This is a genomic window from Mariniflexile sp. AS56 (genome assembly GCF_030552475.1).
Taxonomy (GTDB): Bacteria; Bacteroidota; Bacteroidia; order Flavobacteriales; family Flavobacteriaceae; genus Mariniflexile.
Map to the genome: position 1 here is coordinate 116,289 of NZ_JAUPED010000001.1, position 13,031 is coordinate 129,319.

At 33.3% G+C, this 13,031-nt stretch carries 11 protein-coding genes; 6 read left to right on the forward strand and 5 right to left on the reverse strand.

The window, feature by feature from the left end; translation table 11 throughout:
- Positions 1–111: 111 nt before the first annotated feature.
- A complete protein-coding gene (gene mtaB / locus Q5N74_RS00530) occupies positions 112–1,437 on the reverse strand; it encodes a tRNA (N(6)-L-threonylcarbamoyladenosine(37)-C(2))-methylthiotransferase MtaB (protein WP_304386709.1) in 1,326 nt (441 codons plus the stop codon).
- Positions 1,438–1,527: 90 nt separating this feature from the next.
- Here mtaB and Q5N74_RS00535 point away from each other — a divergent pair, with 90 nt between their 5' ends.
- Positions 1,528–3,147: an ABC transporter substrate-binding protein gene (locus tag Q5N74_RS00535; protein WP_304386710.1), complete on the forward strand. Its 1,620-nt coding sequence runs from the start codon at positions 1,528–1,530 to the stop codon at positions 3,145–3,147.
- Here the strand turns inward: Q5N74_RS00535 and Q5N74_RS18945 are convergent.
- The 4 genes from Q5N74_RS18945 to Q5N74_RS00550 form a co-directional block, all read right to left on the reverse strand.
- On the reverse strand, positions 3,134–3,700 hold the full coding sequence (locus Q5N74_RS18945; RefSeq protein WP_369686009.1) for a lysoplasmalogenase family protein: 567 nt from the start codon (positions 3,698–3,700) through the stop codon (positions 3,134–3,136). The genes Q5N74_RS00535 and Q5N74_RS18945 overlap by 14 nt on opposite strands.
- A gap of 236 nt (positions 3,701–3,936) precedes the next feature.
- The gene (locus tag Q5N74_RS00540) at positions 3,937–4,746 is read right to left on the reverse strand and encodes a hypothetical protein (RefSeq protein ID WP_304386711.1); all 810 of its coding nucleotides are present in this window, start codon (positions 4,744–4,746) and stop codon (positions 3,937–3,939) included.
- Between the two features lie 156 nt (positions 4,747–4,902).
- On the reverse strand, positions 4,903–6,078 hold the full coding sequence (locus tag Q5N74_RS00545; protein WP_304386712.1) for a GlmU family protein: 1,176 nt from the start codon (positions 6,076–6,078) through the stop codon (positions 4,903–4,905).
- A 151-nt stretch (positions 6,079–6,229) separates the two neighbouring features.
- The gene (locus Q5N74_RS00550) at positions 6,230–6,481 is read right to left on the reverse strand and encodes a type B 50S ribosomal protein L31 (RefSeq protein WP_304386713.1); all 252 of its coding nucleotides are present in this window, start codon (positions 6,479–6,481) and stop codon (positions 6,230–6,232) included.
- Between the two features lie 158 nt (positions 6,482–6,639).
- Here Q5N74_RS00550 and Q5N74_RS00555 point away from each other — a divergent pair, with 158 nt between their 5' ends.
- From Q5N74_RS00555 to Q5N74_RS00575, 5 genes are all read left to right on the forward strand, one after another.
- Positions 6,640–7,173, forward strand: a complete 534-nt coding sequence (locus Q5N74_RS00555) for a DUF4199 domain-containing protein (RefSeq protein WP_304386714.1) — start codon at positions 6,640–6,642, stop codon at positions 7,171–7,173.
- Positions 7,174–7,214: 41 nt separating this feature from the next.
- Positions 7,215–8,165, forward strand: a complete 951-nt coding sequence (locus Q5N74_RS00560) for a glycosyltransferase family 2 protein (RefSeq protein WP_304386715.1) — start codon at positions 7,215–7,217, stop codon at positions 8,163–8,165.
- Between the two features lie 361 nt (positions 8,166–8,526).
- Positions 8,527–10,257 carry a phospho-sugar mutase gene (locus tag Q5N74_RS00565; protein WP_304386716.1) on the forward strand — a complete coding sequence of 577 codons (1,731 nt, stop codon included), beginning with the start codon at positions 8,527–8,529 and terminating at the stop codon, positions 10,255–10,257.
- Positions 10,258–10,337: 80 nt separating this feature from the next.
- On the forward strand, positions 10,338–12,164 hold the full coding sequence (locus Q5N74_RS00570) for an ABC transporter ATP-binding protein (protein ID WP_304386717.1): 1,827 nt from the start codon (positions 10,338–10,340) through the stop codon (positions 12,162–12,164).
- Between the two features lie 294 nt (positions 12,165–12,458).
- Positions 12,459–13,001, forward strand: a complete 543-nt coding sequence (locus Q5N74_RS00575) for an RNA polymerase sigma factor (protein WP_304386718.1) — start codon at positions 12,459–12,461, stop codon at positions 12,999–13,001.
- Positions 13,002–13,031 lie beyond the last annotated feature (30 nt).

The window sequence follows — 13,031 nt, forward strand, 5'->3', positions numbered from 1 at the left end:
ATTTGGGACATGATTCACTACTATTTGTAATAATACAAAACAAGATCTAATTTCAATCATAAATAAGTTAAACGAAATATAATTCGGGTGATTTGTAGCTAAATTAGTGTTTTAGTTTGAAAACACTTCAACAAAATCAAAACGGACCAACCCATCATCATCTATTTTTGTTAGCGAGACGTCATGCAAGGTGTTTACAAGTTCTGGGTTCCAAGGCGACTTTACTTTTACATAATTTTCAGTAAAACCATAAATATAACCTTCCTTGTTTTCTCCTTCAAACAACACTGTTCTACGACTTCCTAGCTGGCTTTCATAAAAAGCACGGCGTTTTTTAACAGATAAACCACGTAACATTTTGCTACGCTTACTTCTCACATTCATCGGCACTACACCATCCATCTCTGCAGCCTCTGTATTATCCCGTTCCGAATAAGTAAATACGTGTAAATATGAAATTTCTAATTCGGTTAAAAAATTATACGTTTCTAAAAAATGCTCATCACTTTCACCCGGAAAACCGACAATAACATCCACTCCAATACATGCATGTGGCATCACTTCTTTTATTTTTGAAACACGATCTACATACAACTCACGCATGTAACGACGTTTCATTTTTTTAAGAATTTCATTGCTTCCAGACTGCAAAGGAATATGAAAATGAGGTACAAAAGCCCTCGATTTTGAAACCAGATCGATGGTTTCGTTCTTTAAAAGATTCGGTTCTATAGAAGAAATTCGCAAACGCTCGATACCTTCAACTTTATCTAATTCGGTTACTAAATCTAAAAAGGTGTGTTCGTGTTTCTTATTTCCAAATTCACCTTTACCATAATCACCAATATTCACACCTGTTAAAACAATTTCTTTGATGTTTTGGGCTGAAATTTCACGCGCATTCTCCAATACATTTTGTACCGTATCACTTCTAGAAATACCACGTGCCAACGGGATAGTACAATAGGTGCATTTATAGTCGCAACCATCTTGTACTTTTAAAAAGGCGCGCGTTCTATCGCCAATAGAATAACTTCCAACATAAAAATCGGCTTCCTCTATTTCGCAAGAATGCACTTCGCCAAAATCATTTTTAGAAAGGTCGTTTATATAATCGGTGATTTTAAATTTTTCCGTAGCACCTAAAACCAAATCCACACCATTAACATCGGCCAATTCTTGTGGTTTTAACTGCGCATAACACCCAACAGCAGCAACAAAAGCTTCTGAATTTGCTTTTTGAGCTTGCTTTACAATGCTTTTAAAACGCTTATCTGCATTTTCGGTAACCGAACAAGTGTTAATAACATATATATCGGCTTTCTCAGAAAAATCTACACGATCGAAACCTTCATCTGTAAAACCTCTCGCAATGGTAGAGGTTTCAGAAAAATTAAGTTTACAACCAAGTGTATAAAATGCAACTTTTTTTCTCATTTATTGTTTTGCTATTTCCATGAAGGTAGAAATCTCATTATATTTACCTTCTTTCGTAATAAGTCTGCAAATTTACAATTAATAAACTATATGGTAAAACATGTTTTAAAACAAATAACAAACTATTTATCAATTAGTTGTATTATAGTACTCGCCACTTCTTGCGGAAACAATGCCCCTTCAAAGAATAGCCATTTAGTTTTTAAATACAACGAACACAAGAACATAGGCTCTCTAGATCCTGCATTTTCAAAAGATATTGCCGATATATGGGCCACCAACCAACTGTTTAACGGCTTGGTTCAAATGGATGAAAATTTAAACGTGCAGCCTTGTATTGCCAAAAACTGGATGCTTTCAGAAGATGCGCTCACATATTCATTTTCATTGCGCAACGATGTCTACTTTCATAAAGATATTCTATTTGGAACCGATTCCACAAGAACCGTTACCGCCAGCGATTTTGAATACAGTTTAAAACGTTTATTAGACCCTCTAGTGGCTTCACCAGGCAGTTGGGTTTTAGCCAAGGTTGATACCTTTAAAGCCGTAAACGATACCCTATTCCAAATTAAATTAAAGCAAGCATTTCCTGCTTTTTTGGGTTTATTGACTATGAAATACTGCTCGGTAGTTCCCAAAGAAATTATTGAACATTATGGCAGTGATTTTCGGTCACACCCCATTGGCACTGGTCCTTTTAAATTCAAGCGTTGGGAAGAGAACATCAAACTAGTTTTCAGAAAAAACAATCATTATTTTGAAGTAGATGAAAAAGGAAAACCACTACCCTATTTAGAAGCCGTTTCTATTACATTTTTACCCGACAAACAAAGTGAGTTTTTGCAGTTTGCACAAGGGAATATCGATTTTGTTTCAGGTTTAGATGCTTCTTATAAAGATGAAATTTTAACAGCCGATGGACAACTTCGGGCTACCTATTCAAAAGACGTAAATATGATTCGAGGCCCCTACTTAAACACCGAATACCTGGCGTTTTATATGGATTCTGATGTTACAGAAATACAATCGGAACTGATTAGAAAAGCAGTAAATTATGGTTTCGACAGAAAAAAAATGATGATTTATTTGCGAAACGGTGTGGGCATTCCTGCAAACGGAGGTTTTATCCCAAAAGGGTTACCAGGATATAACGAGTCTATTGGCTTCACCTTTCAACCTGAAAAAGCTAAAGAACTAATCAATCAATTTAAAATTGAAACTGGGAATAAAAACCCTGAAATATCGATAACTACCACGAGTAATTATTTAAGTTTTTGCGAATACATTCAGCGGGAGCTTCAAAAAATCGGTTTAGTGGTTCAAGTAGATGTGATTCCTGCTGCAACTTTAAAAGACGCCAAAGCAAATGGGAAATTGAATTTATTTAGAGCCAGTTGGGTTGCCGATTACCCAGATGCAGAAAATTATTTATCACTTTTCTACAGTAAAAACTTCGCCCCAAACGGACCGAACTATACTCATTTTAAAAGTGAGGTTTTTGATACTTGGTATGAAAAAGCATTTACTGAAACAAACACGACTGCGAGACAACGACTTTACACCCGAATGGATTCTTTAGTGATGAAAAAAGCTCCAATAGTACCGCTGTTTTATGATGAAGTAGTACGTTTTACCCGAAAAAATGTAAAAAACTTAGGCATTAACCCTATTAATTTATTAGAATTAAAACGAGTTACAAAGAATTGATAGTTGTCTCCCTTCTTTGCTCTTTCACAATCCCAACGATTATAAAATAAAGAGCCAACCCGTAAAAGAGCATGATTAAAACATCTTGAAATGGTAGATCTTGCTTAAATGTTTTGATAGTCATCATACTTTCTGACATAATATACAAGACAATACCAACGCACACATACACATAACTGATGTTATTAACAGCTACCTTTCTTAAAAAAGCAAACTGAAAAAGCAAAAGTGTAATAAAAAAGCTAATAAGAGCAGGCACATAAAAAAAATCCAAACTATCAAAAAGAAAGCTTATAATACCCACGGTATAAATAAACATCGCGATAGAAAATGGTATGAGTCTAGAAATATTAAAATCGAATTTATGGGAAAAACGAAAACTCAAAAACACTTTTCCTAAGGAGTAAAAAAACAGACTAACTCCCAAAAAAACAACCTCCGTATGGTTTATAATTAAGATATCTCCAATAAAAAGCATAAGTAAGGCTAAGCACAGCCATAAATGCTTTTTCTTATTGATTTCTCTATTGTTTAAATAATAATATAGAAACAACGCTATAATAACAAGTGGTTTTGAGAAATAGCGATAGGGATAGGCAGAACAATATAATTTAACTAATATATCTATTACAAGTATGCAAAAAAAAGTATGCTAAACTTTCTTTCATCTTTTAGTAGGTCAATCATTCTAGGGAGCAATGCGTTAACTCAATAACTAATGAAAAATGTGATAAACATCAAAAAAACTTCATGTTTATCCTTCAATATACTGATTTCTTACTTAATAAGCTAGATTTTCGAAAAATAATACACATCATCCGCCCCCTTTCCTCCATCTCTTTTTGATGATAGAAAACCAGTTTTATTAGCACTATCCATAACCAAACTAAAATCATCTTTAGGACTATTGATAGGCTTCGGAAGTTTTTCGGCCTTTCCAAAAACACCTTCTGCAGTCATTTTACTTCTATAAATATCAAAACCACCATACCCGTTAGGTCTGTTAGAAGCAAAATACAAGGTATTATCCGCAGCAACAAAAGGAAACATTTCTTTACTATAAGAGTTCACTTTACTTCCTAAATTTTTAGGCTCACTAAAGGAATTATCATCTAAAATATCAACTTTAAAAATATCGGAGCCACCTCTAGTTGTTTCTTTACCACCTTTAAGATTCGATGTAAAATATAGCGTTTTCCCGTCCATACTTATTGTAGGGTGTGCGTAGGAATATTTAGGATCGCAAAATGATAAGGTTTCAAAATGAGTCCACCCAACGCCTGCTTCAAACTCCCCCACTTTTATTTGAAAATTATCTTCACTAAAATCATCACTTGTCGTTGTGGTTAAATAAAGCTTTTTAATATCTGGAGACAGGGTTGCACTCGTGATATACTTGATGTTTTCATCAGGCGCAATTTCAATGTTTTTAATATTGGTAATAGCACCATTTTCAGACACCTCGCCTTCTAAAATTGACAATATAGGATTGCCTTGAAACCGCTTCAAGCGACCTTTAGCGTCCAATAAGAAAGATGTGAATATAAGTTTAGAATCGCTTACCAACATGAGCCCGAAATGAGGATATTCGGTATTCATATCCAGGTTTTTAACGGTGTATTTTTCGGACTGAGCATGCAAAAAAAGCCCCATTAGAAAACATGCGGAACATAATAGTTTCATCATAAAATCAATGTGTTACACACAAATATAACCATTTGATTTTAAACCGATTCTCTTAAATAAATTGATTTTTTATTCGCGTCTGTACTTTTTAGTTTCTTCAAACACGTGTTCTAAAATAGCTTTATCTTGTTCTGTAAATTCGATTTGACGTCTCGACATAACAATATCTGCCACTTCAAAAGCCTTTTTAGTTAAATAAACGGTAAAACCAGCGCTACCGCCCCAACTAAAACTTGGCACAAAATTTCTAGGAAACCCACTACCAAAAAGATTAGCACTTACTCCTATAACGGTACCCGTATTAAACATCGTGTTGATTCCACATTTACTGTGGTCACCCATCATGAGTCCGCAAAATTGCAAGCCTGTTCTAGCAAACCCTTCTGTTTGATAGTCCCAAAGGCGCACTTCTGCATAATTATTTTTTAAGTTTGAATTATTAGTATCGGCACCTAAATTACACCATTCACCTAAAACAGAATTCCCTAAAAAGCCCTCATGACCTTTGTTTGAATAAGCAAACAACACCGAATTATTAACTTCTCCACCAACTTTACTAAAAGGCCCAATAGTGGTTGGCCCATAAATTTTAGACCCCATTTTAACAACAGATTCTTCACATAAAGCAAAGGGACCACGAATTAAGGAACCTTCCATAATCAAGGCATCTTTACCTATATAAATAGGTCCGTTACTCGCATTTAATGTTGTAAATTCTAATGTGGCGCCTTCTTCTATAAAAATATTTTCAGCAGCTATCACATTATTACTTGACGGAATGGGTTGCGACCTTCTTCCATCAGTTAATAGATTGAAATCTTCTTGAATGGCTTCACCATTTTTTGAAAATATATCCCAAGTATGTTCTACTTTAAGAACATCGGCATCAAACTCAATGGCTTCGTAAGTATCAAAATCAACTTCTTCTTGTGAATCTTTTGAAAAGAAAGCTAGTACATCTTCATCTTTAAAAATAGCTTGGTTTTCTTGCAAGTCTTTAACCATCTCTACCAATTCCAAATTAGGAAGGTACGAGGCGTTTATCATCACATTCTCATCCATTTCCACCATAGGATACTTATCAGACAAATAATCTTCAGTAATTGTTGTGGTGGTAGAATCTAAAAACGTTTCCCATTTCTCGCGAATGGTTAAAATACCTATTCTTATATCGGCTACTGGACGGGTAAATGTAAATGGCAATAAATTATTGCGTGAAGGTCCATCAAAAAGAATATAGTTCATACAGAAGTTTAAAATTAAAAAATTCAAGATTTAAAGTTACTCACCCAAAACTTAAACTTACTAGTTATCTAATTCAAAAGTAGGCTAATTGTACAAAATAAAAAAGCCTTCAATATAAATTTGAAGGCTTTGTATAATATATTTGTTAAGCTTATTTACTAAACTTAGCGTATTTGTTTTTGAATTTATCAATACGACCAGCCGTATCAATTAATTTAGACTTACCTGTGTAAAACGGGTGCGATGTTCTAGAAATCTCCATCTTGATAAGTGGATACTCAACACCATCAACATCTAAAGTTTCATTTGTATTTGCTGTAGATTTAGTTAAAAACACATCTTCGTTAGACATATCTTTAAATGCTACAATTCTATAATTTTCTGGATGTATATCTTTTTTCATCGCTTAAAGCTTTAATATTCTTTTCAATTTTGGAAGTGCAAAAATAAGCATTTTTTACAATCTTGCAATAAATTTTGCATTTTTTATTACTATTATTATTGTAACGAATGACTACCTTTGAATACTAACTATAAAACTAATCACAAAAATACAATATTATGGACACAAATTTAAAGGATTTAGCAATAAACTACGGCTTATACCTCGGCATATCTTTATCTTTATTTACTGTTTTAGGATACGCTTTCAACTTAGCCTTATTAGTGAATTTCTGGATAATGCTCGTAATCATTCCAATAGCCATTATATCCGTTGGTATTTTCTCTACTGCAAAAGCCAAAATATTGCTTAACGGTTTTTTAACTTTTAAAGAAGCATTTTCATCATACTTTATTACTGTAGCCATAGGAATAATGATAAGCACATTTGTTACCATACTCATTTTTAATTTTATTGACACAAATGCTGCATTGGAAGCTAAAAGTATTCTTGTAGAAAACACTACAAATATGCTAACAGGAATGGGCGCTCCTGTTGAAGCTATTGCAGAAAGCATTGACAATATAGAATCTCAAGACACATATGCAATAGGTATTCAACTAAAATCTTTAGCTCAAAGTATTATCTTTTTTGCTATTATCGGATTAATAGTTGCTGCTGCAATGAAAAAAAGTAAACCTGACACCGAATAAATTCTGTATTTTTGGAGCATCAACTTTTTGAAAGCTTTTAAATGAACATATCAGTAGTCATACCACTACTTAACGAACAAGAATCTTTAACCGAGTTACACGATTGGATTGCAAAAGTGATGCAAACCAATCGTTTTTCGTATGAAATCATTTTTATAGATGATGGTAGTACCGATGCTTCTTGGCAAACTATAAGCGATTTAGCAGCGCAAAACGCACATGTAAAAGGCATTCGTTTCTTAAAGAACTTTGGAAAATCGCAAGCTTTACATGCTGGTTTTGAAAAAGCTTCGGGCGATGTGGTTATTACCATGGATGCCGATTTACAAGACAATCCAGACGAAATCCCAGAACTTTACAACATGATTGTAAGCGATGGTCACGATTTAGTTTCTGGCTGGAAAAAGAAACGTTACGATTCTGTTATTTCAAAAAACTTACCGTCCAAATTATTTAATTGGGCAGCCAGAAAAACATCAGGCGTAAAACTGAATGATTTTAACTGCGGATTAAAAGCTTACAAACTAGAAGTTGTAAAAAACGTAGATGTTAATGGTGAAATGCACCGCTACATACCTGTGTTGGCTAAAAATGCTGGTTTTATAAAAATTACCGAAAAGGTTGTTAAACATCAAGCCAGAAAATATGGCGAAACCAAATTTGGCATGAATCGTTTTGTAAATGGTTTTCTAGACCTCATAACCATCTGGTTTTTATCACGTTTCGGCAAACGCCCTATGCATTTATTTGGTGCTTTAGGCTTCATTATGTTTGCTATTGGCTTTGGCTTCGCTTTCTATTTAGGAGTCGATAAGTTATTTTTAAATAGAGCAGGAAGACTTATAACCGAGCGTCCTCAATTCTATTTATCGCTTTCAACTATGGTTATTGGCACTCAATTTTTTGTCGCTGGTTTTTTGGGTGAAATTATTTTGCGCACCAAACAAGATAAAAAACGCTACGCCATTAAAGAAGCCTTAAATTTAGAATAAGCAATTACACGATCAAAACTCAAAGCAATACATAGTTTTCACTTATTAATGTAATAACCAAAAAGCCTCTTAATGAGGGCAACAGTAAAAAAAACTGACTCATTTTCAATTAAAAAGACCTCTTGGATTATTAAAATATCATATATATTTTCACACAACACACCTTCACACACTCATATATTTATTAATTTTAAATAGTAAATCATGAGTAATCTTTAACACAACAGGTGAATTCTACTTTTTTTTTTAATTCAACAAGAAAAATTCATTCTATATCATAAGATTTCACTTCAAATTAGTACCTTTTACCAAAATATTCTCTTACAATTTATTACTTTTGAAACTTATTATTTAAGACATTATGATACACATTGAACCAAAAATTTTAGATCGAATTAACTCCTGGTTAACCCCTACTTTTGATGCAGAAACCCAATCTATTATAAAAAATAGCATTGCAAACAACCCAAAAGACATTCAAGAAAGTTTTTATAAAGACCTAGAATTTGGTACCGGTGGTATGCGTGGTGTTATGGGCGTAGGCACCAACCGTATAAATAAGTACACATTAGGTAAAAGCACACAAGGCTTAAGCGACTATTTAAACACATCATTTCCAAACGAAACACCAAAGGCAGTCATTGCTTACGATTGTAGAAACAATAGTAAATCGCTTGCTAAATTGGTAGCCGATGTGTTTTCTGCAAACGGAATACAGGTCTATTTATTTGAAGATTTACGTGCAACTCCAGAATTATCGTTCGCAGTAAAACATTTAAATTGCCATTGTGGTATTGTATTAACAGCATCACACAACCCACCAGAATATAACGGTTACAAAGTATATTGGCAAGATGGTGGTCAACTAGTACCGCCACAAGATGGAGAGATTGTTAATGTTATTGATAATTTAAAATATTCAGATATTAAGTTTGAAGCAAACGATTCGCTTATTGAATATATAGGTAAAGAAGTTGATGATGCCTTTATAAATGAATCTGTTAAAAATGCAAACTTTAATACGCCTGCAGAAGCAAAAGACAATTTAACTATTGTTTTCACCTCACTTCACGGAACATCTATAACAGCAGTTCCAGAAACTTTGAAGCGAGCAGGATTTAAAAACGTTCATATTGTAAAAGAGCAAGAAGTACCAGATGGTAATTTCCCAACAGTAGCTTCTCCAAACCCTGAAGAACCTGCAGCCTTAAAAATGGCTTTAGAATTGGCTGAGAAAGTGAATGCAGATATTGTTATTGGTACCGATCCAGACTGCGACCGTTTAGGTGTTGCGGTGCGTAATTCTGATAACAAATTACAATTACTTAACGGAAATCAGACCATGTTAATGATGACCGATTTCTTATTAAAACAATGGAAAGAAGCCGGGAAAATTAAAGGAAAAGAATTTATCGCTTCTACGATTGTTTCTACACCCATGTTAAATAAACTTGCCGATGCTTATAAAGTAGACAGCAAAATTGTTTTAACAGGATTTAAATGGATAGCTAAACTTATTAAAGATTTCCCAGAACTTGATTTTATAGGTGGTGGCGAAGAAAGTTTCGGTTATATGGTAGGCGATTTTGTACGCGATAAAGATGCTGTTACTTCTACCCTATTAGCTTGTGAAATAGCTGCTGTAACAAAAGCAAACGGTAGTTCTTTTTATAACGAGCTACTAAACCTATATGTAGAACACGGTTGCTATAAAGAAAAATTAGTTTCCTTAACTAAAAAAGGTATAGAAGGTGCTCAAGAAATCACACAAATGATGATTGATGCTCGTGAAAACCCTATCAAAATAGTTAACGGTTCTAAGGTTTTAAAAATTGAAGATTATGATTTATCAACTTCAAAAAACTTGATAACAGGAGAAACCTCATCTATAGACATTCCAAAATCGAACGTTATTATTTACTATTTAGAAGATGGTAGCCAGGTAGCTTTAAGACCAAGTGGTACTGAGCCAAAAATAAAATTTTATGTAAGTGTTAACACTTCATTAAATTCGGTTGCCGACTTTAGTAAAACCGAAGCTGCACTTGATGCCAAAGCCGAGGCCATTCTTAAAGACATGAAATTAATATAATAACCCGTATCTTTGTTAAAAATTTGCATGCTTTTATGGTAACATAAAAGCATGTTTTATAAACAGACAAATCTTAATTAATGAATCAGTTTTTAAATATCCTTAAGTATGCGAAACCTTATAAAAAGTATGCTGTAGGACACATTATATCAAACATTCTTTATGCTTTATTTGGGGCATTATCGTTTGTGGCATTAATTCCTATGCTAGATATTTTATTTGAAAAAAATCAAATAAAACCAATAATCAAACCTGTTTATCAAGGCATTGATTCTTTAAAAGACTTTTACAAAGATTATTTAGCCTATCAAGTAAATCAATATGCTGAAAACGATCCACAAAAGGCATTACTTTTGGTGGTTAGTTTAATAATAGCTTTATTTCTTTTGAAAAACATCTTTGGCTATTTAGCTAATTACTTCATGGTTTTTTTAAGAAATGGTGTTGTAAGAGATTTAAGAAATAAAGTTTACAAAAAAACAGTAGAGCTCCCGCTTTCTTTTTTATCTGAACAAAAGAAAGGAGATATTATGTCAAGAGTTACTGGTGACATATCTACACTACAATATTCGATGTTACCCGTTTTAGAGCTTATTGCAAGAGAACCCTTAACCATTCTTTTCACCATTATCATGATGGTCATCATAAGCTTAAAACTAACCATGTTCGTTTTTGTATTTATTCCTTTATCAGGGATTATCATTTCCAGAATTGGTAAAAGTTTAAAACGAAAATCAGACCGCGTTCAAGTAGAGCAAGGCGTTATTCTGTCAATATTAGAAGAAACATTAACAGGCCTTCGTATTATAAAAGGTTTTAACGCACAAGATAAGTTTAATGATAAATTCCAAGAGTCTTCAAGTCGCTCTTACCACTTTTCTAATAAATTATTTAACCGTCAAAACCTTGCCTCACCTACAAGTGAATTTTTAGGTATTTTGGTTATTTCCATTTTACTTTGGTATGGTGGACAATTAGTTCTTGTAGACGAATCACTAGATGGTAGTTCTTTCATTGCCTATATGGGACTTGCATACAATATCATGGTGCCAGCAAAAGCCATTTCAAGAGGACTTTACAACATCAAACAGGGTGATGCTGCTGCAGAACGTATTCAGGAAATTATTGACACACCAAACCCTTTAAAAGATAAAAAAGACGCTATTACCAAAACTGGTTTCGACTCAGAAATTGTATTTAACAATATCTCTTTTAAATATGAAAAAGAATATGTTTTAAAAGACTTTTCATTAACCATCCCTAAAGGAAAAACAGTGGCTTTGGTTGGTCAATCTGGTAGTGGAAAATCGACCATAGCCAATTTAATAACTCGTTTTTACGATGTGAATAAAGGAAGCATTTTAATTGATGGTATGGATATTCGTGATTTATCGACAAAATCTCTTAGACAACAATTGGGTATTGTAACACAAGATGCCATTCTATTTAATGATAGCATTAAAAATAATTTAAAACTAGGAAAAGATAATGCTACCGATGAGGAAGTTATTGAAGCTTTAAAAATAGCTAATGCTTGGGAGTTTGTTAAAGAGCTACCAAACGGTATAGAAACCAATATTGGAGATGCGGGGAACAAACTATCTGGCGGACAAAAACAACGTTTAAGCATTGCTCGCGCTGTTTTAAAAAGTCCTCCTATCATGGTTTTAGATGAAGCAACCTCAGCACTCGACACAGAAAGTGAACGTTTAGTACAGGTCGCTTTAGAAAACATGATGAAAAACAGAACATCTATTGTGATTGCACACAGACTTTCCACCATACAAAATGCCGATGAAATTGTTGTATTAAGCAAGGGTGAAATTGTAGAAAAAGGAAAACATGCCGAACTTATTGCAAAAAAAGGAGTTTATCAGAAGCTTGTTGAAATGCAAAGTTTTGAATAATACCAAAACCTTATAAATAGAAAAAAGGATAGAGTCTTGGGGGCTTCTATCCTTTTTTTTTGTTAGGTCAGATTTGGGGCCGGCTAACAACATAAGTAGGTTTCTGAAACAAACATAAAATAAAAAAACCTATTACACAAGAAAAACGGCGTTTTATCGTATTTATTTACATTTTATCGATTTTTAGATTGTCAATAAATTATAATTCAAAAATTTGAAACTTCAGTTTTAAATTAAATAAGTTCCTTTTTAAACTTTTAGTACATTTAGTAGTCTAACCTGTAAAGCGTATTTGTGATAGAAGAAACAGAGCTATTAGAACAATTAAAATCTGAAACACACAAAGAACAAGCCTTTAGAGCCTTAATAACGCTTTACAAGGAGCGGTTATATTGGCACATTCGCCACATTGTAAAGTCTCACGACGATACAGACGACGTGCTACAAAACACATTCATTAAAGTTTACAAAAACATACATAAGTTTAAAGGTGATAGTAAAATATTCTCTTGGATGTATCGTATTGCAACCAATGAATCTATTACATTTATTAACCAAAATGCAAAGAAGTTACAAATTACCAGTGAAGAGCTGCAAACATCAGCCCTAAACAATTTAACATCCGACGTGTATTTTGAAGGGGATGCTATTCAACTTAAATTACAACATGCTATTGCTAGATTACCACAAAAACAACAACTAGTATTTAACATGAAGTATTTTCAGGAATTAAAATATTCTGAAATGTCTAATATACTAGAAACAAGCGAAGGCGCCCTAAAAGCTTCATACCACATTGCAGTAAAAAAAATTGAAACTTATTTAACTCAAGATTAAACCATTATAAAAATATGGAGTCTTATCAGT

Excerpts from the sequence above, each read along its gene's own strand:
- Q5N74_RS00545 (WP_304386712.1), bottom strand. The coding sequence starts at position 6,078 with ATGAACTATATTCTTTTTGATGGACCTTCACGCAATAATTTATTGCCA.
- Q5N74_RS00560 (WP_304386715.1), top strand. The coding sequence starts at position 7,215 with ATGAACATATCAGTAGTCATACCACTACTTAACGAACAAGAATCTTTA.
- Q5N74_RS00550 (WP_304386713.1), bottom strand. The coding sequence starts at position 6,481 with ATGAAAAAAGATATACATCCAGAAAATTATAGAATTGTAGCATTTAAA.
- Q5N74_RS00535 (WP_304386710.1), top strand. The coding sequence starts at position 1,528 with ATGGTAAAACATGTTTTAAAACAAATAACAAACTATTTATCAATTAGT.
- Q5N74_RS00565 (WP_304386716.1), top strand. The coding sequence starts at position 8,527 with ATGATACACATTGAACCAAAAATTTTAGATCGAATTAACTCCTGGTTA.
- Q5N74_RS00540 (WP_304386711.1), bottom strand. The coding sequence starts at position 4,746 with ATGAATACCGAATATCCTCATTTCGGGCTCATGTTGGTAAGCGATTCT.
- Q5N74_RS00570 (WP_304386717.1), top strand. The coding sequence starts at position 10,338 with ATGAATCAGTTTTTAAATATCCTTAAGTATGCGAAACCTTATAAAAAG.
- mtaB (WP_304386709.1), bottom strand. The coding sequence starts at position 1,437 with ATGAGAAAAAAAGTTGCATTTTATACACTTGGTTGTAAACTTAATTTT.
- Q5N74_RS00555 (WP_304386714.1), top strand. The coding sequence starts at position 6,640 with ATGGACACAAATTTAAAGGATTTAGCAATAAACTACGGCTTATACCTC.